Origin of the sequence: Plantactinospora soyae, assembly GCF_014874095.1 — a bacterium.
Classification (GTDB): Bacteria; Actinomycetota; Actinomycetes; order Mycobacteriales; family Micromonosporaceae; genus Plantactinospora; species Plantactinospora soyae.
On record NZ_JADBEB010000001.1, the window covers coordinates 3,131,689 to 3,152,703 of the forward strand.

The 21,015-nt window shown below is 70.7% G+C and carries 19 protein-coding genes; 10 read left to right on the plus strand and 9 right to left on the minus strand.

Going from position 1 to position 21,015, the window contains the following annotated elements:
• The first annotated feature begins 225 nt into the window (after positions 1-225).
• The 4 genes from H4W31_RS14015 to H4W31_RS14030 all read left to right on the plus strand — a co-directional run bounded on the left by H4W31_RS14015 (position 226) and on the right by H4W31_RS14030 (position 3,883).
• Entirely contained in the window at positions 226-1,956 is a 1,731-nt protein-coding gene (locus tag H4W31_RS14015; protein WP_192767062.1) for a nitrite/sulfite reductase, read from the plus strand.
• Positions 1,953-2,114: a hypothetical protein gene (locus H4W31_RS14020; RefSeq protein WP_192772824.1), complete on the plus strand. Its 162-nt coding sequence runs from the start codon at positions 1,953-1,955 to the stop codon at positions 2,112-2,114. The genes H4W31_RS14015 and H4W31_RS14020 overlap by 4 nt, the downstream gene beginning before the upstream one ends.
• 108 nt (positions 2,115-2,222) lie before the next feature.
• Positions 2,223-3,050: a phosphoadenylyl-sulfate reductase gene (locus H4W31_RS14025; protein WP_192767063.1), complete on the plus strand. Its 828-nt coding sequence runs from the start codon at positions 2,223-2,225 to the stop codon at positions 3,048-3,050.
• A complete protein-coding gene (locus H4W31_RS14030; RefSeq protein ID WP_318783189.1) occupies positions 3,032-3,883 on the plus strand; it encodes a sirohydrochlorin chelatase in 852 nt (283 codons plus the stop codon). The genes H4W31_RS14025 and H4W31_RS14030 overlap by 19 nt, the downstream gene beginning before the upstream one ends.
• Positions 3,884-3,936: 53 nt before the next feature.
• Here H4W31_RS14030 and H4W31_RS14035 read toward each other — a convergent pair whose 3' ends face one another.
• Both H4W31_RS14035 and H4W31_RS14040 read right to left on the minus strand, forming a co-directional pair.
• Positions 3,937-4,194: a WhiB family transcriptional regulator gene (locus H4W31_RS14035; RefSeq protein ID WP_130464821.1), complete on the minus strand. Its 258-nt coding sequence runs from the start codon at positions 4,192-4,194 to the stop codon at positions 3,937-3,939.
• A gap of 417 nt (positions 4,195-4,611) precedes the next feature.
• Positions 4,612-5,562 (minus strand): diacylglycerol/lipid kinase family protein, encoded by a 951-nt coding sequence (locus H4W31_RS14040; protein ID WP_192767064.1) that lies wholly within the window; start codon positions 5,560-5,562, stop codon positions 4,612-4,614.
• A 42-nt stretch (positions 5,563-5,604) separates the two neighbouring features.
• Here H4W31_RS14040 and H4W31_RS14045 point away from each other — a divergent pair, with 42 nt between their 5' ends.
• Positions 5,605-6,003 carry a hypothetical protein gene (locus H4W31_RS14045; protein WP_192767065.1) on the plus strand — a complete coding sequence of 133 codons (399 nt, stop codon included), beginning with the start codon at positions 5,605-5,607 and terminating at the stop codon, positions 6,001-6,003.
• 52 nt (positions 6,004-6,055) lie between these two features.
• On the opposite strand, the gene H4W31_RS14050 is transcribed toward H4W31_RS14045, so the two are convergent.
• Together H4W31_RS14050 and sodN are read right to left on the minus strand one after the other, a co-directional pair.
• Positions 6,056-6,463, minus strand: a complete 408-nt coding sequence (locus H4W31_RS14050; RefSeq protein WP_192767066.1) for an ATP-binding protein — start codon at positions 6,461-6,463, stop codon at positions 6,056-6,058.
• A gap of 271 nt (positions 6,464-6,734) precedes the next feature.
• The gene (sodN, locus tag H4W31_RS14055) at positions 6,735-7,142 is read right to left on the minus strand and encodes a superoxide dismutase, Ni (RefSeq protein WP_192767067.1); all 408 of its coding nucleotides are present in this window, start codon (positions 7,140-7,142) and stop codon (positions 6,735-6,737) included.
• An 83-nt stretch (positions 7,143-7,225) separates the two neighbouring features.
• Here sodN and H4W31_RS14060 point away from each other — a divergent pair, with 83 nt between their 5' ends.
• From H4W31_RS14060 to H4W31_RS14075, 4 genes are all read left to right on the plus strand, one after another.
• Positions 7,226-7,576, plus strand: a complete 351-nt coding sequence (locus tag H4W31_RS14060) for a S24 family peptidase (protein ID WP_318783190.1) — start codon at positions 7,226-7,228, stop codon at positions 7,574-7,576.
• Between the two features lie 137 nt (positions 7,577-7,713).
• Positions 7,714-8,937, plus strand: a complete 1,224-nt coding sequence (locus H4W31_RS14065; protein ID WP_192767068.1) for an NAD(P)-dependent malic enzyme — start codon at positions 7,714-7,716, stop codon at positions 8,935-8,937.
• 249 nt (positions 8,938-9,186) lie between these two features.
• Positions 9,187-10,149, plus strand: a complete 963-nt coding sequence (locus H4W31_RS14070) for a zinc-binding dehydrogenase (protein ID WP_192767069.1) — start codon at positions 9,187-9,189, stop codon at positions 10,147-10,149.
• A gap of 357 nt (positions 10,150-10,506) precedes the next feature.
• The gene (locus H4W31_RS14075) at positions 10,507-11,859 is read left to right on the plus strand and encodes a right-handed parallel beta-helix repeat-containing protein (protein WP_192767070.1); all 1,353 of its coding nucleotides are present in this window, start codon (positions 10,507-10,509) and stop codon (positions 11,857-11,859) included.
• 66 nt (positions 11,860-11,925) lie between these two features.
• Here the strand turns inward: H4W31_RS14075 and H4W31_RS14080 are convergent, their stop codons facing one another.
• The 3 genes from H4W31_RS14080 to H4W31_RS14090 form a co-directional block, all read right to left on the minus strand.
• Positions 11,926-12,933 (minus strand): alpha/beta hydrolase family protein, encoded by a 1,008-nt coding sequence (locus tag H4W31_RS14080; protein ID WP_192767071.1) that lies wholly within the window; start codon positions 12,931-12,933, stop codon positions 11,926-11,928.
• A gap of 39 nt (positions 12,934-12,972) precedes the next feature.
• Entirely contained in the window at positions 12,973-13,923 is a 951-nt protein-coding gene (locus tag H4W31_RS14085; protein WP_192767072.1) for an alpha/beta hydrolase family protein, read from the minus strand.
• Positions 13,924-14,027: 104 nt separating this feature from the next.
• Positions 14,028-16,271 carry an MMPL family transporter gene (locus H4W31_RS14090; RefSeq protein ID WP_192767073.1) on the minus strand — a complete coding sequence of 748 codons (2,244 nt, stop codon included), beginning with the start codon at positions 16,269-16,271 and terminating at the stop codon, positions 14,028-14,030.
• Between the two features lie 125 nt (positions 16,272-16,396).
• Between H4W31_RS14090 and H4W31_RS14095 the strand changes: the two genes are divergently transcribed.
• Positions 16,397-16,567, plus strand: a complete 171-nt coding sequence (locus H4W31_RS14095) for a hypothetical protein (RefSeq protein WP_192767074.1) — start codon at positions 16,397-16,399, stop codon at positions 16,565-16,567.
• A gap of 106 nt (positions 16,568-16,673) precedes the next feature.
• Here the strand turns inward: H4W31_RS14095 and H4W31_RS14100 are convergent, their stop codons facing one another.
• Together H4W31_RS14100 and H4W31_RS14105 are read right to left on the minus strand one after the other, a co-directional pair.
• Positions 16,674-16,853 carry a DUF6104 family protein gene (locus H4W31_RS14100; protein WP_192767075.1) on the minus strand — a complete coding sequence of 60 codons (180 nt, stop codon included), beginning with the start codon at positions 16,851-16,853 and terminating at the stop codon, positions 16,674-16,676.
• Positions 16,854-17,102: 249 nt separating this feature from the next.
• Complete coding sequence (locus tag H4W31_RS14105; RefSeq protein WP_192767076.1) at positions 17,103-20,882, minus strand: multifunctional oxoglutarate decarboxylase/oxoglutarate dehydrogenase thiamine pyrophosphate-binding subunit/dihydrolipoyllysine-residue succinyltransferase subunit; 3,780 nt, start codon at positions 20,880-20,882, stop codon at positions 17,103-17,105.
• Positions 20,883-21,015: the final 133 nt, after the last annotated feature.

Consider the following 21,015-nt stretch of genomic DNA (forward strand, 5'->3'; position numbering starts at 1 on the left):
TTCGCGAGGCCGGGATTCACCTCCCGTCGCCACGTCGATTACGGTCGCGTTCGCAGCGCGATCTGTCCGGCCCACTGACGCCGCCCGGACCTGTCCGTCCTGGGCGCGCACCGCGCCGGCCTCCCCGACATCGTCCTCGCTGACAGTCGACCCCGGCCCCGCTAGGGCCGAGTGCCGCCGCCTCGCGCGTCCACCGAGCCACACCGAACAACGGAGGACGCCGCGATGGCGGTCAGCAGCACCCCGGCCCGACCCGGCGCCACGAGCGAACCGGCGGGCAGCAGCGTACCGGCGGCCCGCCGTAAGCGGGGCGAGGGGCAGTGGGCGCTCGGCCACCGGGAGCCGCTGAACCCGAACGAGCGGACGAAGAAGGACGACAACCCGCTGCACGTACGGGCCCGGATCGAGAACATCTACGCGCACGGCGGCTTCGCCTCGATCGACCCCGCCGACCTGCGTGGCCGGTTCCGCTGGTGGGGGCTCTACACCCAGCGCAAGGCCGGAATCGACGGCGGCCGTACGGCGGTACTCGAACCACACGAGCTCGAAGACGAGTACTTCATGCTCCGGGTCCGGATCGACGGCGGGCAGCTCAGCCTCGCCCAGCTCCGGGTGATCGCGGACATCTCGCAGACGTACGCCCGGGACACCGCCGACATCACCGACCGGCAGAACATCCAACTGCACTGGATCCGGGTCGAGGACATGCCGGAGATCTGGCGCCGGCTCGAAGGGGTCGGGCTGCAGACCACCGAGGCGTGCGGCGACTGCCCCCGGATCGTGCTCGGCAGCCCGGTCGCCGGAGTCGCCGAGAACGAGAAGCTCGACCCGACGCCCGCGATCGACGAGATCGTCCGCCGGTACGTCGGCGATCCCGCGTACTCCAACCTGCCGCGCAAGTTCAAGTCCTCGATCTCCTGGCTGGCCGACACACCGTACGAGGTCAACGACATCTCGTTCCTCGGCGTGGAGCACCCCGAGCACGGCCTCGGCTTCGACCTCTGGGTCGGCGGCGGGCTGAGCACCAACCCGATGCTGGCGCAGCGGCTCGGCGTCTGGGTGCCGCTCGACGAGGTGCCGGACGTCTGGGCCGGGGTGGTCGGGATCTTCCGGGACTACGGCTACCGACGCCTGCGGCACCGGGCCCGGCTCAAGTTCCTGGTCGCCGACTGGGGCGTGGCCAAGTTCCGTGAGGTGCTGGAGAAGGAGTACCTCGGCCGCAGCCTGCTCGACGGGCCGGCGCCGGAGCTGCCGGAGAAGCCGATCGATCACATCGGGGTGCACCGGCAGCGGGACGGTCGCAACTACGTCGGGGCCGCCCCGGTGGTCGGCCGGGTCTCCGGCACCCAGCTGGCCGAACTCGCGGACGCGGTGGCCGAGCACGGCAGCGACCGGGTGAGCCTTACGCCGTACCAGAAGCTCCTGGTCCTGGACGTGCCGCCGGAGCGGACCGATTCGCTGGTGGCCGCGCTGCGCCGGATCGGCCTGGAGTCGTTCCCGTCGGTCTGGCGGCGCGACACCATGGCCTGCACCGGCCTCGAATACTGCAAGCTCGCGATCGTCGAGACCAAGGCCCGGGGCGAGGAACTGGTGGCCCAGCTGGAGCAGCGGCTCGCCGGTGCCGACCTGGGCGACTCCGGGCTGAGCATCCACCTCAACGGCTGCCCGAACGCCTGCGCCCGGACCCAGACGGCCGACATCGGCCTGAAGGGCCAGCTCGTGGTGGGCCCGGACGGGCGCCAGGTCGAGGGCTTCCAGGTACATCTCGGCGGCGGTCTGGGCATGGCCCAGGGGCAGTCCGCCGGCTTCGGCCGCAAGCTGCGCGGCCTCAAGACCACCGCAGTGGAACTTCCCGGGTACGTCGAGGGGCTGACCCGCCGCTACCTGGCGGGTCGGGCCGAGGGCGAGAGTTTCGCGAGCTGGGTCGTGCGAGTCGACGAGGAGGAACTGCGGTGAGTAGTGAGACCCGAGCCGCGCCGATGTACTGCCCGTACTGCGGCGAGGAGGACCTGCGACCCAACGCCGAGTCGCACGGCGCCTGGGAGTGCCACGCCTGTGCCCGCGTCTTCACGGTGAAGTTCACCGGCCTGCTCTCCTCGGTGGTGGACCGGTGAGCGCGAGGAGTGAGCTTGCGAGCCCCGCAGTCGCGAACGGAAGGGGAGACCGGTGAGCGCGAGGAGTGAGCTTGCGAGCCCCGCAGTCGCGAACGAAGGGGGAGATTGATGAGTCCGGTGTTGGCGACGAATCTGGGCCTGATCAAGCTCGGCCCCGGGGGTCCGCCCCGGCGCGGCCCGGCGACCCAGAGTCCGGCGACCCAGAGCCCGACCGTCCAGAGCCCGGCGCGGCCGGATCCGGCTCGACGCGGTCCGGACGAGTTGCGGGCGCTGGCCGAGGAAGCGGCCCGGGAACTGGAGGGCGCGCCCGCTCCGGAGATCGTCCGCTGGGCGGCACAGGAGTTCGGCGAGCGCTTCTGCCTGACCAGCTCGATGGCCGACGGGGTACTCGCGCACGTGGTGTCCCGAGTGGTGCCCGGCGTCGACGTGATCTTCCTCGACACCGGACTGCACTTCCCGGAGACGCTCCGGGTACGGGACACGGTGGCCCGGACCCTGCCGGTCAACGTACGGTCCATCCGGCCCCGCCAGACGGTGGGCCAGCAGGACGGCGAGTACGGCCCCCGGCTCTTCTCCCGCGCGCCGGACGAGTGCTGCGCGCTGCGTAAGGTCGAGCCGCTGGAGCGGGCGCTGGGCGACTACGACGCCTGGGCCGCCGGGCTGCGCCGGGACGAGTCACCGACCCGGGCGAACACCCCGGTGGTGGGCTTCGACCCGCGTCGGGGCAAGGTGAAGGTCAACCCGATCGCGGCCTGGACCCAGGCCGAGGTGGACACCTACATCGCCCGCTGGAACGTGCCGGTCAACGAGCTGTTCCGCCAGGGCTACACCTCGATCGGCTGCTGGCCCTGTACCCGCCGGACGAAGGCGGGCGAGGACCCGAGGGCGGGCCGTTGGGCGATGTTCGAGAAGACCGAGTGCGGGTTGCACCTCTGACCGCTGTCCCGGCCCCGATCGTGCTGGTGGCACACGGGAGCCGGGATCCGCGGGCGGCGCTCGCGACCGAGGCGCTGACCCGGGCCGTGGCAGCGGCCCGGCCCGGTCTGGTGGCCCGGGCCAGCTATCTCGACCACGGTCAGCCCCGCCCGGCGGCCGTACTGGCCGAGCTGGAGGCGGCCGGTCACCGGCGGGCCGTACTGGTGCCGCTGCTGCTGACCGCCGCCTATCACGGCAAGGTCGACATCCCCGAGACGGTGGCGGCGGCCCGGTCGGCGGGGCTGGAGATCCCGGTACTCGTCGGCGACGTGCTGGGGCCCACCGAGGCGGGTGTCGACCCGCGGCTGGTGGCGGGACTGTGCCGACGGTTGACCGAGGCCGGGTGCTCGGTGCACGGGGACTCCGACAACGGACGCGTCGACGGGCTGGTGCTGGCCGCGGCCGGGACCAGGGACGCGGCTGCCCGCCGTACGGTCGAGGAGGTGGCCGAGGCGCTCGGCGCCGCCCTGGCCGTCCCGACCCGGGTCGGGTACGCCTCCGCCGCGCCACCGACCGCCGCCGTGGCCGTGGCCGGGCTGCGGGCGGGGGGTGCCCGGCGGGTGGCGGTGGCCACCTACTTCCTGGCTCCGGGCCGGCTCTACGAGACGGCGATGGCTTCGGCCCGGGAGGCGGGCGCGGTGGCCTTCGCGGCCCCCCTCGGTGACGCTCCGGAGTTGGCCCGATTGGTACTGGCAAGGGCGGATGCGACCGGAGGCGGATCATTGCCGAGAGTGGGCATGAACGAGACGGTCAGCGAAATTCCGCCGGCACGGCCGTCGTCAATTCGTGAATAGCGAGACGCCCTGGGGAACCAGTCCCCAGGGCGTCCAATGCGATGATCGGTCGGTCAGGCAGAGTGAGCGCGCAGGACCCGAAGGCCACCACGGCGCTTGACAGCGCGCCGTTCTTCTTCGCTCATTCCGCCCCAGACGCCGGCGTCCTGACCGGATTCGAGTGCCCACTGGAGGCACTCGTCGGTCACGGAGCAACGCCGGCAGACGGCCTTGGCCTGCTCGACCTGCAGGACTGCCGGCCCGGACGTTCCGATCGGGAAGAACAGCTCCGGGTCTTCGTCGCGGCAGGCAGCATGGTGGCGCCAGTCCATGGCGGCAACACTCCTCAATCTGGGTGGGCGGCAGTGCTTTCGTGGATCTTTCCTATATGCGTCCGCGGTGCCGATCGCGACGGTATGGGCCCATCGGTTCGGCAACGCGAGAGCAGGCTTTGTGTTTGTGGAACCCGGTGGACAGGCACCTTGTTGAGTGCGCCCACGCAATGTTCCGGTAACTCAAGTTCGCTTGTGAATACTTTCACGAACTCCCGTGATGTCAAGGGTAACGCCCCGAAAAACTCTGAGCAGGTGAGACAGCTCACGGCCCATTTGTCCGGATTGCCACCCTCGTCGGCACCCGGTGTGCCACAGCCAAGAATCAATATAGTACAGTCCAGCCGACATTGCTGGCATTTCCGGCACCGCCCTCACCGTTGCTCGGGGCTCTCTACCGGTCGCTGTACCCCAGCGCTAGCAGATTACTCTTAGTGCGGCCGCAACGGAGGTGAATCGAACTTTGTTTCGCTCTCCGAGATAGTCGCCATCGAGCTGGAACGCCTGCGGACGCTCTGCTACCAGGGAAAACTCGTCCAGGTCGTGCAGTCGTAAAATTTGCCGGCCGCGAGGGTCGGGCTGCCGGGACAAGCTCTGCGTCACCATCCGTGTTGTGCTCTGTACCCGTAGGCGACGCATGGCGAGCACATCCAGGCCGAGATCGAACGAGGCGTCCGGGTTGGGATTGACCTCACGGTCACCGACGTAGGTCCACGGCGCGGTGTTCTGGATGATCACCGTGGCGAGTTCACCCTCCGTGATCTCGCCCGGACGTTCCAGCCTGATCGTGGGATGCCGACGTTCGTCACCGAGCAGGTACTGGCTGACGATCGACCGCAGGTACAACGACGGGGTGGAGACCCGACCCCGGCGGCGGGCCCGCTCGACCCGGTTGATCACCGCCGCGTCGAGCCCGAGCCCCGCGCAGAAGGTGAAGTACCGGTCGTCGGCCCGACCCAGCCCGATGGTGCGTACCCGGCCCAGCCGCAGCCCTTCGAGGATCACACCGGCGGCGTCCGGCCACTGGCTCGGCAGCCCGAGCGCCCGGGCGAACACGTTGGTGGAGCCGCCCGGTACGGCGGCGAGGGCCGGCAGTTGCTCGGCCGACGGTCGGTTCTCGTCGGTGTCGGAGGGTCCGGCCGTCATCAGGCCGTTGACCACCTCGTTGACGGTGCCGTCCCCGCCGAGGGTGACCACCAGGTCGACGCCCTGCCGGGCCGCCGCCCTGGCCAGCGCGACCGCGTGCCCACGCCGCCTGGTGTACTCGACGGTGAGGTCGACCTCGCTGCGGAGCGCCCGGACGAGCACGTCACGGCCGCGTCCGGTGGTGGTGGTGGCCTTGGGATTGACCACCAGGATGGCCCGCATGGGCGGCACTGTACCGCGAGCCACCGAGGTATCGTGGCGGCCGTGACAAGCGTCCCTGAACCTCTGCCCGGCTCACTGCGCTGGGCGGTGTGGCTGCTGCGGGCCGAGGGGATCGCTCTGGGCCTGCTGACGGTCTTCCTGCTCTACGCCACCCTGCGCGAGACCGCCAGCCTCGTCGGCGGGCTGTTCGTGACCGTCTTCGCGCTGGCCGGAGCCGCCACGCTGTGGGCGCTCGCCGTCGCGCTCGGCCGCCGCCGGACCATCGCCCGCGCACCGGCGATCGTGTTGCAGTTCATGCTGGTGCCGATCGGTTACTACATGATCCAGGGCGGGCTGGTCTGGCTGGGCGTTCCACTGATCGTGCTCGGCCTGCTGGTCTGTGGCCTGCTGCTGACCGGGCCGACGAACCGGGCGCTGGGCCTCGACGCCGAGCGGGCCTGAGTCGGCCGACCCACCGGCCCCGGTCAGCGCTCCCGGCTCCCGGTCAGTCTCGTCAGAGCCCGCCGGCGCGGCGGGTGAGCAGCATGATGGTCGCCCGGCCGTTGTCGGCGGTAGCCGAGGCCGAGGTGGTCAGCGCGGTCAGCACCTTCCAGGCGAACGACGACTCGGCGGGCAGCCGCGAGCCCCGTGTCGTCGCGACGGACACCTCGACGGTCAGCGCGTCGTCGGTGACCGAGAACCGGCATTCGAGTTCGGCGTCCCGGGTCGCGACGGCCAGCAGCATCGCGCACGCCTCGTCGACGGCGATGCGCAGATCCTCGATCTCGTCCAGGGCGAACTGCAGCCGCGCGGCCAGTCCGGCCGTCGCGGTACGCAGTACGCCGAGATAGCCACCGTCAGCGGGCACGGTGAGCAGGACGACGTCGTCGCCGGTCTGTGGCGGTGTGGTCAGTTGAGTCACCAGGCCTATCCCCCCGTATCGGACTGTACCCGCCCACCGGGTACCGGCGGTGGCCCGGCGCACGAGCGATCTGACCCCCGGTCGGGAGCCGGCGCGACCTTCCCGGTCGGTCGGTGCCGCCCGGGTCCCGGGTACGCCGGCCGCCGGTTCGGGACGGCGGTTCTGGCCGGTACGGCGACAATGGCCGGCACGTCGTGGTGACGTGCCGGCCGGATCGCCGTACCGGCGTCGACGCCTTGGAGCCGAGCGGCCCGGCGGCGGCGACGAAAACTCACGCCTGCTTGGTCTCCCAGAAGATCTTCGCGATCTCGTCGATCTTCTGCAGCAACTCGTCGGCCTTGGAGCCGTCGGTGGTGGCCTTGGTGCCGCCGCCACCACCGGCGAGCTTGGTGGCCTCGTTGAACAGCTGGTGCAGCTGCGGGTACTTCTCGAAGTGTGGCGGCTTGAAGTAGTCGGTCCAGAGCACCCAGAGGTGGTGCTTGACCAGTTCGGAGCGCTGCTCCTTGATGATCAGGGCCCGGGTGCGGAACTCGGGGTCGGTGTTGGCCTGGTACTTCTCGTCGATCGCCTTGATCGACTCGGCCTCGATCCGGGCCTGGGCCGGGTCGTAGACGCCGCAGGGCAGATCGCAGTGTGCACTGGCGACGATGCGAGGTGTAAGGATGCGTGGAAGTCGCATGTGACCCTCCATGGCAAGTCTGTGATGATCCAGGATGACAGTACTCCTGCGATATGTCCCCGAAGGGGCGGAGGTGAAACTCGGTGTCCGCCGACACTCCCCACGTCGGGCGTCGGCTCCGGCCGCCGGTATTCGCCGTACTCGTGGTGGGGCCGTCAATGGTTCCGACGTTGCGGCACGGCGACGCGCTGCTGGTCCGGCGCGGTGGCCGGGCGATCCGCCCCGGCGACCTGGTGGTCGCCGTGTTCCGGACCCGACCGGACCTGCTCGTGGTCAAGCGCGCGGTCCGCGCCACCGACGGTGGTTGGTGGGTACGCGGTGACAACGAACTGGTCACCGACGACTCTCGGGCGTACGGGGTTGCCGACGTGCGGGGACGGGTAGTGTTCCGGTACTGGCCACGTCCGGGGCGGTTCGGTTACCAGCCGGTATGACCCTGCAGGGCGGCCGGCACCCGAGGCGCCACTATGCTCTGTAGTTCATACCGGGTGACCCCCGCTCCGCTGCCGGCGATCGCTGATCTCGCGCCGAACCGGCCGCTCCGACTGCATCGACGCATCTTGGAGTCACCATGTCATCCACCGCCGTGGACCCCACTGATCCAGCCTTCGCCCTGCATCGGGGTGGCAAGTTGACGGTCGCCTCGACCGTTCCGCTGGCCACGCGGGAGGACCTTTCCCTCGCCTACACCCCGGGTGTCGCCCGGGTCTGTGAGGCCATCGCCGCCGATCCCGCCCTGGTGGACGAGTACACCTGGGTCTCGCACACGGTGGCGGTCGTGACGGACGGGTCGGCCGTACTGGGTCTGGGCAACATCGGCCCCCGGGCGGCGATGCCGGTGATGGAGGGCAAGGCGGTGCTGTTCAAGCAGTTCGGTGGGGTGGACGCCGTACCGATCTGTCTGGACACCCAGGACGTCGAGGAGATCATCGCGGTGGTGACCGCGCTGGCACCGTCGTTCGGGGGCATCAACCTGGAGGACATCAGCGCGCCCCGGTGCTTCGAGATCGAGCGCCGGCTCGACGAGGCACTGCCGATCCCGGTCTTCCACGACGACCAGCACGGCACCGCCGTCGTGGTGCTCGCGGCGCTGCGCAACGCCGCCACGCTGCTCAACCGCAAGCTCGGTGACCTGCGGGTGGCGGTCAGTGGTGCCGGGGCCGCCGGGGTCGCGGTGACCAAGATGCTGGTGGCCGGGGGTGTCAATCCGGCCGAGGTGGTGGTCTGCGACTCCCGGGGAATCATCCACCAGGGCCGACCGGATCTGACCGAGACCAAGGCCGAACTGGCCCAGTTGACCAATGCCGCCGGCCGGACCGGTGGCATCACCGAGGCACTGCGCGACGCCGACGTGCTGATCGGTGTCTCGGGTGGACAGATCCCCGAGGAGGCGGTGGCCGGGATGGCCCCCGGCGGCGCCATCTTCGCGCTGGCCAACCCCACGCCCGAGGTGCATCCGGAGATGGCCGCCCGGTACGCCTCGGTGGTCGCGACCGGTCGCAGTGACTATCCCAACCAGATCAACAACGTGCTGGCCTTCCCCGGCATCTTCCAGGGGGCGTTGGCGGCACGGGCGGTCCGGATCACCGAGGGCATGAAGGTGGCCGCCGCCGACGCGATCGCGGCGGTCGCCAGCGAGCGGGCGTGGCCGGACGGCGAGCAGCCGGCCGGGCCGGACTCCGGGCCGCTCCGGGCCGACGCCATCGTGCCGTCACCGCTGGACCCGAGGGTGGCGCCGGCGGTCGCGGAGGCGGTTGCCGAGGCGGCTCGCCGAGACGGCGTCGCCCGCGCCTGACCGTTCGCCGTGCCATCGTTTTCGCGCCATCGCTCTCCGCGCCTGGCCGTTTGTCCGCGCCCGGCCGTCGTCCGGATCTGACCGTTCGCCCGTGCCTGGCCGTCGTCGGGGTCTGGCCCTTTCTGGGGCCTGCCCGTCGCGGTCGGCCTCGGTGTGGTCCGCGCCGTCCGGGGTCGCCGTCGGCTGGCTGCCGCCGGCCCCGGTCGGCAGGTCGACGGCCGGTCGACCCCGCCGGCGCGGCGAGGTAACGTGTCGATCATGCGTGCCGCGTACGCCTCGAAGTTCGATGCCGACGATCCACTCGCCGCGCTGGTCGTGGGTGATCGACCCGAGCCGGCACATCCCGATCCGGACTGGGTGACGGTGCAGGTGCGGGCCAGTTCGCTGAACCACCACGACATCTGGACCCTGCGCGGGGTCGGGCTACCCGCCGACCGGCTACCGATGATCCTCGGATGCGACGCGGCGGGAGTCGATCCGGACGGCAACGAGGTGGTCGTCTATCCGGTGATCCCGGACCCGGGCGATCCGCGGGGGATGTCGCTGCTCTCCGAGAACCATCCCGGCACCCTCGCCGAGCGGGTCGCGGTGCCCCGGGCCAACCTGGTGCCCAAGCCGGCCGGCATGTCCTTCGTCGAGGCGGCGTGCCTGCCGACGGCCTGGCTGACCGCGTACCGGATGCTCACCACCAGGGGACGGGTGGACGAGGGCGAGGCGGTGCTGGTGCAGGGCGCCGGTGGCGGCGTCGCGACGGCGGCCGTGGTGCTCGCGGTGGCACTCGGCAAGCGGGTGTACGCGACCAGCCGGGACGCCGGGAAGCGGGACCGGATCGCCGCCCTGGGTGCGACCGCGTTGTCGCCGGGGGCACGCCTGCCGGAGCGGGTCGACGTGGTCGTCGAGACGGTCGGCGCGGCGACGTTCGACCACTCGTTGAAGTCGGCCGCCCCGGGCGCGCGGATCGTGGTCAGTGGCGCGACGGCGGGGTACGAGCCGTCCGTGAACCTGCGCCGGGTCTTCGCCATGCAGTTGGAGATCCTCGGATCCACCATGGGTACCCCGGCGGAGCTGGCCGGTCTGCTCGATCTCTGCGCCCGGAGGGAGATCCGGCCGGTGATCGACGAGACCCTTCCGTTCTCCGGGGTGCCGGAGGCCTTCGCCCGGCTGCTCTCCGGGAACGTCTTCGGCAAGGTGGTGCTGGACCACGCCGGCTAGGGCCGGGCGAGCGGAGCCCCGCTGGCGGAGTGCCGGCGATCCCGCGCGAAGGTGCCGTGGCCTACCGGCACCGGATGGTCGGTCCGGGGCCGACACGCCCGGCAGTCGGTTGAACACGCGCGGACGACAGGATTTGAAAATCCGGACATTTCACCGGGAATCAAAACGGACAGCCGGGCGGAATAAGCCGCCGAAAATGCGCCACTAAGTCGGAGTAAAGGCGGACCTTAGAAGAACTAAAGGTTCGCATTCGCCCTTTTCCTTCGTGCCTCCGTCCGCTTCGGACCGACAGGTACAGTCGTCCCGTTCCGCCCCTCTGATCGCGGATGATGTGTAGGGCGAAGGAGTCGGATCTTGATGAGTTTCTCTGCGGCGGGCCAACACAATCGACAGACACCGGCAGCCCGGCGAGGCGGCCGAAGGAGGGTCTGGCGTACGCCGCGTTCCCTGGTGGTGGCCTCGGCGACGCTGGCGGTCATCCTCGCGGGTATTGGCGTCGCGGTCGCCAGCAGCGGCGACGGGTCGATGACAATTACCAAGAACGGCACCGTCCTGGAGGGGCGCAAGATCGAGGGCTACGTCCATATCAAGGCCAACGACGTCACGATCAAGAATGTGACCGTCAAGTACGGCGGCGCGCACGCCGTACGGGTTTTCGACGGCTTCTCCGGAGCGGTCGTCGAGAACACCTGGATTCAATGCACCCGGCCCGAGACGAATGGCCTGGTGTTCGGCAACTACACGGCCCGCAAGGTCCACATCTCCGGCTGCAAGAACGGCTTCATGCACTCGGCCGACGCACCGGCGACCATCGTCGGGTCGACCTGGAACGGCAAGCCGGTCGCGGCCGGAGACCTGCCCCCGGAGGAGGTGACGCCGGCCGAGGCGACTCCCGGTGCGACCCCGACCCCGTCCTCGGAGGAGAAGGCACCGGCCGCCGAGGCGAGCGTGAGCAGGGCGCCGACCACCCGGATTCCGTCCACCTTCCCCGGCCCGGACAACACCGGCGTACCGCCCGGCACCACGTTGACGGCCTCCGGGTCGATCAAGGTCACCCAGGACGGGCAGGTGCTGAGCGGACTGAACATCACCGGTTGCGTGACGGTCACCGCGAAGAACGTGATCCTGCGGAAATCCCGGATCACCTGCGACGGCCTCTACTCGATCCGTACCGACAATGCGGTGAACCTGGTGGTGGAGGACGTCGAGATCAATGGCAAGGGGAAGAACTCGGCGGCGGTCTGTTGCGGCGAGTACACCTTGCGCCGGGTCGACATCAGCAACGTCATCGACGGCCCCCGGCTCGGCAGTGACGTGGTGGTGGAGAATTCCTGGATTCATCACCTGACCCGGCAACCCGGCTCACACAATGACACCCTCCAGACCACCGGGGCGTCCAATATCGTGGTCCGGGGGAACTCGCTGGAGGCGTACAACCCGGTCACCAGAGATCCGTTCAACGCCTGCCTCATGATCGGATCGACCACCGGCCCGATCGTCTCGAACCTGATATTCGAGAGAAACTACTGCAACGGCGGCAACTATTCGATCGGGGTACGGGAGGATCTCAACGCCTCCAATATCCGGATCCAGAGCAATGTCTTCGGCCGGAATCACCGGTACGGCGTAATAGCCCGACCGGACCAGCGCGGCATCACCTGGGACCGGACGACCAACCTGTACGCGGACAACCGGAGGCCGGTGGTCTAGCCACCTCTCGCGGAGGGCGCGGCCGGTCGGCTGACCGGCCGCGTCTGCGCCTCTGCGGGCGGCGGGTCAGAGGCGGTCGTCGAGGGAGGCCAGGCCGCCCCGGGCCGCCTGGCCGGGCAACCGGCGCAACGCCTGTGGGTCGCCGTACAGGGACCAGCGCAGGAACTCGACCGTGGTGTCGGCGACCACCCGCAGGGCCTGCTCGTCGTCGCCGACCAGCGCCCCGCCATGGTCGCCGTCGGGCAGCGTCAGCATCGCCTTGGGCCACGGAACCCGGTCGTACGCGGCCTTGCCGGCCCGGTACGACACCACGTCGTCGAGTTGCCCGTGCACGAAGAGCTGCGGCGCGGCCTGCCCGCTGAACCCGGTACCCACGCCCAGCGCGGTGCCGGCGAGCACGATGCCGGCGTCGAGCCGCGCGTCCCGGCCGACGGTGAACAGGCCGATGGTGGTCACCCCGCCCGCCGAGTGTCCGGCCGCGCCGACCCGGTCGGTGGCGAGGTGGCGCCGGAGCGGGTCGCCGGCACGGGTGTCCAGCGCCAACACCCTGGTCAGCACGTACGACGCGTCGGCAGGTTGGTTGACCACGTCGAGCACCTGATAGCTCGACACCCCGCGACTCGTGTGCGGATAGCTGGGCGCCACCACCACGAAGCCCGCCGCCGACCAGCGGTCGAGCAGTGCCCGGTAGTCGGTGGGCCGGGCGGTCAGGCCGTGGCTGAACAGAACCACCGGAAACCGCCCGTCGGCGACCCGGGCGCCCCGGACCGGCCGGTTTCCGGCGGTTCCGGTGGCCGGGTACCAGACGGTGACCGGAAGCTCCCGGTCACCTCCCCGGTTGAACTCCAGCTCCCGTACCCCCACCGCGAACCGCCGGTTCGGGGCGACACCCTGTGGTACACCGGCCCGGCTGGGGCTCGGTCCGGCGCTACCGACCGGGGTCGGGCCGCCCGTCGGGTCCGGCCGGTCGGGCGCCGATCCGCGTGGACCGGCCGAGCAGCCGGCCAGGGTCACCGTCAGGGTGGTCGCGAGGGTCGCGCTGGCCAGGAGGGTACGGGCGGAGCGTCGGCGCATGTGCTCCAGTGTGCCGCGCCGGCCGTGCCGGTGGACCGCTCAGTCGAGCTGGTCGGCGAACTCGGTGACACCGGGGGCCGTGGCGGCGGCCGGAAGAGCACGCCGGGCCTCGGCGTCGCCGTAGAGCGTCCAGCGCAGGAATCCCGTCGTCGCGCCCATCGTCTCGTCGAAACCGGGCCGGCCCGGGGTGAGGTACTCGCCGTGTCCCTGACCGGCCAGGGTGAGGAACGCCTTGGGCCAGGGCACCCGCTGGTAGGCGTTCCGGCCGGTGCTCACCGGCACGACCCGGTCGGCGTCGCCGTGCACGAAGAGCAGCGGCGCCGCCGGCCCGGCGAACGTGCTGCCGGCCATCCCGCCGCCGGCGATCACGATTCCGCCGCGCAGCCACTCGGAGTGTCCCGGCGCGAACAGGCCGGCGGTGGTGTAGCCACCGGCGGAGTGGCCGACCGCGGCGATCCGGGTCACCGCCAGATGCCCGGCGAACCGGTCGCCGGCGATCCGGTCCAGGCGGCTCACCTGCTGGATCACCTGCAAGGCGTCCCCGGGTTGGCGCCGGACGTCGCTCCGGTCGAACCGGGTGGTCCGGCGGTTGGTGTGTGGATAGGCCGGCGCGGCGACCACGAAACCGGCCGCAGCCCACCGGGCCGTCAGTTGGGCGTGCATTTCGGGCAGACTGTGCAGGCCGTGACTGAACAGCACCAGAGGGAACCGGCCCGGGGCCACCGCGGCGTTCCGGGTCGGCCGGGGTCGACCGTCGGTGGCGGGACCGGCCGAGGTGTCGTCCCGGGCCGGGTACCAGATGGTCACCGGAAGCGGGCGGGCGGTGCCGCGACCGAGATCGAGCGTACGCACGCCGACCGCGTACGTCCGATCCGGCGCCCCGCCCGGCGGAGCCGTCGGAGCCGGCGCGGCGACCGCCCACCCGCAGGCGGTGAGCGCGATCGGCAGCAGCAGGACCGTCAGCCCCGCGAGCAAGGGGTTCACGCGCACAGCACAGACGCTAGACGGCGGACCGCCGTACGAGGCCAGCTTTCCGGTCCTCGTACGGCGGCCACCCGGACGGTTTGTACCGCCGTCCGCCCCCGATTCGGTTGTCAGTACGTCGATGCGCCGGGTGAAGGCGCGCCGTGCGGCTCCTCGCCGTGGGAGAGCCGGGGCAGCCACTCCAGCCACCGGGGCAGGTACCAGTTGTGCTGGCCGAGCAGGACCATCACCGACGGCAGCAGCACCGCCCGGACGATGGTCGCGTCGATCAGCACCGCGACGGCGAGCCCGAAACCGAGTTCCTTCATCGACACCAGTGAGCCCGTGGTGAACAGGGCGAAGACCGCGACCATCACCACGGCGGCACTGGTGATCACGCCGGCCGTACCCCGGATGCCCCGGGAGATGGCGAGTTTGCTCGGCCAGCCCCGGTCGTGACCCTCCCGGATCCGGCTGAGGATGAAGACGTGGTAGTCCATGGAGAGCCCGAACAGGATCACGAAGAGGAACAGCGGCACCCAGTTGGTGATCGAGCCGACCGAGGAGAAGCCGAGCAGTGCCGCGCCCCAACCGTGCTGGAAGACCACGACCAGCAGCCCGTACGCGGCGGCGACGGAGAGCAGGTTGAGCACGATGGCGGTCAACGCCACCACCAGCGACCGGAACGACACCAGCATCAGCAGGAACGCCAGGCCCAGCACGAACCCGAACACCAGTGGCACGCTGCGGCCCAGCGCCGCGTTGAAGTCGACCGAACTCGCGGCCAGGCCGGTCACCCGTACCTCCGCACCGCCGACCCCCTGGACGGTACGCGGGATGATCTGTTCACGCAGCGTCCGTACCGCCTGCTCGGAGGTGGCGTCGACACCGGAACCGGACAGGCCCAGCCGGACCAGCGCGACCGTCCGGTCCTGGTTGACCTCGACCGTCACCGGTTCGTGTAGTCGACCGGTGGCCACCGCCTCGGTCCGGAGGTTGTCGATCGCGGCGGTCAGGGCCGGGGTGGTGACGTCGTCGGCCCGGACCGCGACCACGGCCGGCTCGGCGCCGCCGGGGAAGGCGGCCTGGACCCGGAGGAAGGCGCTCAGCGCCGGTGCCGGGTTCTTCAGGGCGGTGATGTCCTCCTCGGCCGTCCGCATGCCCAGCAGCGGCAGTGCCAGCGCCAGCAGCGCGCCGACGGCCAGCGCCGCGGACAGGGCGGGCCGGCGCAGCACCGCGCCCAGGAAGCCCCGCCAGGCCCGGCCGCCGGACTGCCGCCGGTACAGCCCGGGTACCCGGCCCAGGTCGACCCGGTCGCCCAGCTTGCTGAGCACCGCCGGCAGCACCGTGAGGGCGCCGACTCCGGCGGTGGCGACCACCAGGATGGTGCCGACCGCGAGGCTGATGAAGGTGGCGTCCTGGGTCAGGAACATGCCCGACATCGCGATGATCACGGTCAGCGCCGAGATCAGCACCGAACGGCCGGAGGTGGCGGCGGCGATCGCCAGCGCCCGCTCCCCGGTGGCGCCCTTGGCCCGTTCCTCCCGCTCCCGACGCAGGTAGAACAGGCAGTAGTCCACTCCGACAGCGAGTCCCATCAGCAGCATCAGGTGCATGGTGGTGTCCACCGCCGGGGCGAACCGGCTGGCCACCGCGAGCAGGCCGAGCGAGCCGAGAAACGCGGTCAGGGCCAGCCCCATCGGCAGTACGGCGGCCAGCAGCGCCCCGAACGCCACGATCAGGATGCCCAGCGTCACCGGAATGGAGAGCATCGACAGCCGGTGCATGTCGGCGTCCAGGGTCTTTCCGATCGCCTCGCCGATGCTCGCGCCGCCGGTCTGCGCGACGTACAGGTCGGGATGGTCGCGCTGCACGCCGGCCACCGCGTCGCGTACCGGTCCGACCCGGTCGGCGGCGTCCTCAGCCGGTCCGGTCAGGTCGAAGCTGACCAGCGTGGCGTGCCGATCGGCGGATACCGCCTCCGACCGGATGTTCTCCACCCGGCCGGTGCCCTCGACCGCGGCGATCGTCGCGGCGACCGCGGCCCGGAAGGCGGGCGCGTCGACGACCAGTTCGTCGCTCTGGATCAGCACCACCTCGCCGGCCCGGTCCGGGAAGCCGGCGGCGGCGATGATCTCGTCGGCCCGGCGGGAGTCGCCGTGCCCGCTCTCGCTGTCCGTCGCCTCGACGGTGCCCAGTACCGCGCTCAGCGCGGTCGCCGCGATCACGAACAGCAGCCAGCCGAGAACGGCGGTGGTTCGGTGCCGGGCGCTCCAACCGGCGATTCTCGCGGCGAGGTTGCCCGGCCGTCGGGCCGGTTCGGTGCTCGGCTCTGCCCCCGTGGTGGGCGACGGGAGAACGCTCGACGTCGTCATGGCTCGACGCTAGAAGGCGGGCTGACCTGGATCGATCCGGGAAGCACCCCGGTCGGGGGTAGGGCCGGCCACGCCGGGAGGGTAGGGGAAGCCCGACCAGCATCCGGTTCGCTATCGTGCTCGGCATGGCTGACCAGCACCCTGACCCGAGCGGCAACACCGAGGCTTTCCGGGTCTTCGCCCACCCCACCGAACCGGCCACCGTAGAACCGACGTCCAGGCTGCCACTGATCATCGGCGTCGCGGTCGCGGTCGCTCTGCTGGCCGCCCTGATCGGTTGGCTCGCGCTAGGCTGACCGTCCTGATCGGCCGGCTCGGCCCTGACCGGGCCGTGCCGATCGGGTCGACCGGTGACGTCCCGTCGACCGCCCGGCCCGGCTCGGGCCGGGCCGGGCGGCACCGTCAGAGGTCGTCCTCGTCGTCCAGCCGGGCCAGCCAGGTGGCGAACCGCTCGACCGGCGTCTCGAACTCGGGATTGAGGTCGACGAAGTCGCGCAGCCGCTGGCCGAGCCACTCCAGGGTCACCGTCTCGGTGCCCCGGCGCTCGACGAGTTCCTCGATGCCTCGGTCGGTGAAGTACACGCCGCTCTCTTTCGTTGTTCCGTGACCCGTACGTGTCGACCCGTGTCGGAGCCCGCCCGCCCGTGGCGCCGGGTCAGGCCGCCGGCCGTCGCGCCGAGCCGAGCCGGGACCTGCCGGCCGGGACCTGCCGGCCGGGACCTGCCGGCCGGGACCTGCCGGCCGGGACCTGCCGGCCGGGACCTGCCGGCCGGGACCTGCCGGAGTGGAGGGATCCACTTCCGGTCGGCCCCGGTCGGCGGGGTTGCTCCGTCAGGGGCGGGGCAGCGCCGCCTCGATCAGCGCGGCCTGCTCGACGTCGTGCGTCTTCGCCGAGCCGACCGCCGGGGCGGCCGCCGCCGGACGGGAGATCCGACGCAGTCGTACGCCCTCCAGGTGCTCCAGCAGGTTGAGCGCGACGAACGACCAGGCACCCTGGTTGGCCGGCTCCTCCTGGATCCAGGCGAAGTCCTCGGCGTTCGGGTACTGGGCGAGCGCGGCCCGGACCTCCTCGACCGGCAGCGGGTAGAGCTGTTCCATCCGGACGATCGCGGTGTCGGTGATGCCGCGATCGGCCCGCGCCTGGACCAGGTCGTAGTAGACCTTGCCGGAGCAGAGCAGTACCCGCTTGACCGCCGCCGGGTCCACTCCGGAGCTATCGGTGATGACCGGCTGGAAGGTCCCGGTGGTGAAGTCCTCGACACTGGACACGCAGAGCTTGTGCCGGAGCAGCGACTTCGGGGTGAAGACCACCAGCGGCTTGCGCTTGCTGGAGAGCCCCTGCCGGCGGAGCAGGTGGAAGTAGTTCGCCGGGGTGGTCGGGATGGCGACCCGCATGTTGTCCTCGGCGCACATCTGGAGGAACCGCTCCGGCCGCCCGGAGGTGTGGTCCGGGCCCTGGCCCTCGTGCCCGTGCGGCAGCAGCAGGGTCACCGCCGACTGCTGGGCCCACTTCACCTCGCCGGACGAGATGAACTCGTCGACCACGGTCTGCGCCCCGTCGGCGAAGTCACCGAACTGGGCCTCCCAGAGGACCAGTGCCTCGGTGTTCTCCACCGAGTAGCCGTACTCGAAGCCCATCGCGGCGTACTCGCTGAGCAGGGAGTCGTGCACGAAGAACCGGGCCCGGTCGCCGGCCAGCGCGGTCAGCGGCACGTGCTCGGCACCGGTCCGCGAGTCCACGATGACGGCGTGCCGCTGGACGAAGGTGCCACGTCGGGAGTCCTGCCCGGCGAGCCGGACGGTCACGCCGTCGTTCAGCAGCGCTCCGAAGGCGATGATCTCGCCGTATCCCCAGTCGATGTTGCCGGCCTCGGACATCTTGGCCCGCCGGTCCAGGAGTTGCTGAATCCGCTTGTGCGGGGTGAACCCCTCCGGCAGCGTGGTGTGCGCCGTGCCGATCGCGTGCACCGTGGGCACGGTGGTGGCGGTCTCGACCTCCGGCTCCGGCTCGGCCTGCCGGCGGGGCCGGGCGGCCGGGCGGGCCGACGAGGCGGCGTCCCGGGTGGCCTTGAAGACCCGCTCCAACTGCGCCTGGAAGTCGCGGAGCAGCTCCTCGGCGTCCTCCAGGGTGATGTCGCCGCGACCGATCAGTTCCTCGGTGTAGAGCTTCCGGACCGACCGCTTCGAGTCAATGATCTTGTACATCAGCGGGTTGGACATCGCCGGGTCGTCGCCCTCGTTGTGCCCGCGCCGCCGGTAGCAGACCATGTCGATCACGACGTCCTTGTTGAACGCCTGCCGGTACTCGAAGGCCAGCCGGGCCACCCGGACCACGGCCTCCGGGTCGTCGCCGTTCACGTGGAAGATCGGCGCCTGGATCATCCGGGCCACGTCGGTGCTGTAGAGGCTGGAGCGCGAGTATTCCGGAGCCGTGGTGAAACCGACCTGGTTGTTGACCACGACGTGCACGGTGCCGCCGGTACGGTAGCCGCGCAGCTGGGAGAGGTTGAGCGTCTCGGCTACCACGCCCTGGCCGGCGAACGCGGCGTCGCCGTGTACGGCCACCGGCAGTACCGTGTAGCCCTCCAGCTTGAGGTCGATCCGGTCCTGCTTGGCCCGGACGATGCCCTCCATCACCGGGTCCACCGCCTCCAGGTGCGAGGGGTTGGCGGTCACCGACACCTTGATCGAGTGCTCGCCGTCCGGCGTGGTGAACTTGCCGGCCTGGCCCAGGTGGTACTTGACGTCACCGGAGCCCTGCGTCGAACGCGGGTCGAGATGCCCCTCGAACTCGGAGAAGATCTTCTCGTACGGCTTGCCGACGATGTTGGCCAGCACGTTCAGCCGGCCCCGGTGGGCCATCCCGATGACGACCTCGTCGAGATCGTTCTCGGCGGCCGACTCCAGCACCTCGCCGAGCAGCGGGATCAGCGACTCGCCGCCCTCCAGCGAGAAGCGCTTCTGGCCGACGTACTTGGTCTGGAGGAAGGTCTCGAACGCCTCGGCCGCGTTCAGCCGGTTGAGCACGTGCTTCTGCTCGTCCGGTGCGGGCTTGGTGTACTTGCGCTCGATCCGTTCCTGGATCCAGCGCCGCTCCTCCGGGTCCTGGATGTGCATGTACTCCACGCCGACCCGGCGGCAGTACGAGTCCCGGAGCACGCCGAGGACCTCGCGCAGCTTCATCTTCTGCTTGCTGGCGAAGCCGCCGACCGGGAAGGACCGGTCCAGGTCCCAGAGGGTCAGACCGTGCTGGAGTACGTCGAGGTCGGGGTGCTTGCGGATCTCGAACTCGAGCGGGTCGGTGTCGGCCATCAGGTGACCACGCACCCGGTAGGCGTGGATGATCTCGATCACCCGGGCGGTCTTGTCGATCTGCCCCTCGGAGCTGACCGCCACGTCGCGCATCCAGCGCACCGGCTCGTACGGGATCCGGAGCGAGGTGAAGATCTCGTCGAAGAAGCCGTGCTCGCCGAGCACCAGTTCGTGGACGATCTTGAGGAACTCGCCGGACTGCGCGCCCTGGATGATCCGGTGGTCGTACGTGCTGGTCAACGTGAGGATCTTGCTGACCGCCAGCTCGGCGAGGGTCTCCTCGGACATCCCCGCGTACGGCGCCGGATACTCCATCGCGCCGACGCCGATGATGGTGCCCTGGCCGACCATCAACCGCGGCTGGGAGTGCACGGTGCCGATCCCGCCCGGGTTGGTCAGCGAGATCGTCGTGCCGCCGTAGTCCTCCATGGTCAGTTCGTTGCGCCGGGCCCGCCGGACCACGTCCTCGTACGCCTGCCAGAACTGCCGGAAGTCCATCTGCTCGCAGGCCTTGATCGACGGCACCACCAGGGTGCGCGAGCCGTCCGGCTTGGCCAGGTCGATCGCGATGCCCAGGTTGACGTGCTCGGGCCGGACCATCGCCGGCTTGCCGTCGACCTCGGCGAACGAGTTGTTCATCTCCGGGTGCTCGGCGAGCGCCCTGATCAGGGCGTACCCGATCAGGTGGGTGAAGCTGACCTTGCCGCCGCGCCCCCGGGCGAGGTGGTTGTTGATCACGATCCGGTTGTCCACCAGCAGCTTGGCCGGTACGGCGCGCACGCTCGTCGCGGTCGGCACGGACAGCGAGGCGTCCATGTTCTGCACGATCCGGGCGGCCACACCGCGCAACGGGGTGCTCTGTCCGCCGCCGGCGGCCTGGCCCGCTCCACCCTTGGCGGCCGGAGCCGGCTTGCTCGGCGCCGGGGTGGCCTTCGGGGCCGGCTTCGCCGGGGTCGCCGGCTTGGCCTCCGGCGTCGGGGTCGTACGCTTCGGCGCCGCCGGGGCGCTGGTCGGTGCGGTGCCGGCGTCTGCGGTGGGCTTTGGCTTCGGCGCGGTTGTCGCCGGCTTCTCGGTGGCGGCTGCGGAGCCGCCACCGGTGGCGGCGGTCACCCCGGCGTCGCCGGCCCCAGTGCCGTCCGACTGTCCCGCCGCTGGTCGATAGTCGGCGAAGAAGTCGTGCCAGGCTGAGTCGACGCTGGCCGGGTCGGCGAGGTAACGCTGGTACATCTCCTCGACGATCCACTCGTTGGGACCGAAACCCGCCAGTGGATTTTCCTGCGAAGTCTGCTGGGTCGACACGGCCGGTAATCGCCTCTTTCACGCGGTTTGTGTGTCACGCGGCCTCCTGGCCACCCGTCCGGGGGGCTGCGTCGAAAGACGGGTCCAAGGCTACGCCGTGCGGTAACCGCCAGCATTCTCGCATCGGGGCCGT

Coding starts and splice junctions, on each gene's coding strand:
- H4W31_RS14075 (WP_192767070.1), top strand. CDS start 10,507: ATGAGTTTCTCTGCGGCGGGCCAACACAATCGACAGACACCGGCAGCC.
- H4W31_RS14040 (WP_192767064.1), bottom strand. CDS start 5,562: ATGCGGGCCATCCTGGTGGTCAATCCCAAGGCCACCACCACCACCGGA.
- H4W31_RS14090 (WP_192767073.1), bottom strand. CDS start 16,271: ATGACGACGTCGAGCGTTCTCCCGTCGCCCACCACGGGGGCAGAGCCG.
- H4W31_RS14080 (WP_192767071.1), bottom strand. CDS start 12,933: ATGCGCCGACGCTCCGCCCGTACCCTCCTGGCCAGCGCGACCCTCGCG.
- H4W31_RS14065 (WP_192767068.1), top strand. CDS start 7,714: ATGTCATCCACCGCCGTGGACCCCACTGATCCAGCCTTCGCCCTGCAT.
- sodN (WP_192767067.1), bottom strand. CDS start 7,142: ATGCGACTTCCACGCATCCTTACACCTCGCATCGTCGCCAGTGCACAC.
- H4W31_RS14025 (WP_192767063.1), top strand. CDS start 2,223: ATGAGTCCGGTGTTGGCGACGAATCTGGGCCTGATCAAGCTCGGCCCC.
- H4W31_RS14095 (WP_192767074.1), top strand. CDS start 16,397: ATGGCTGACCAGCACCCTGACCCGAGCGGCAACACCGAGGCTTTCCGG.
- H4W31_RS14015 (WP_192767062.1), top strand. CDS start 226: ATGGCGGTCAGCAGCACCCCGGCCCGACCCGGCGCCACGAGCGAACCG.
- H4W31_RS14035 (WP_130464821.1), bottom strand. CDS start 4,194: ATGGACTGGCGCCACCATGCTGCCTGCCGCGACGAAGACCCGGAGCTG.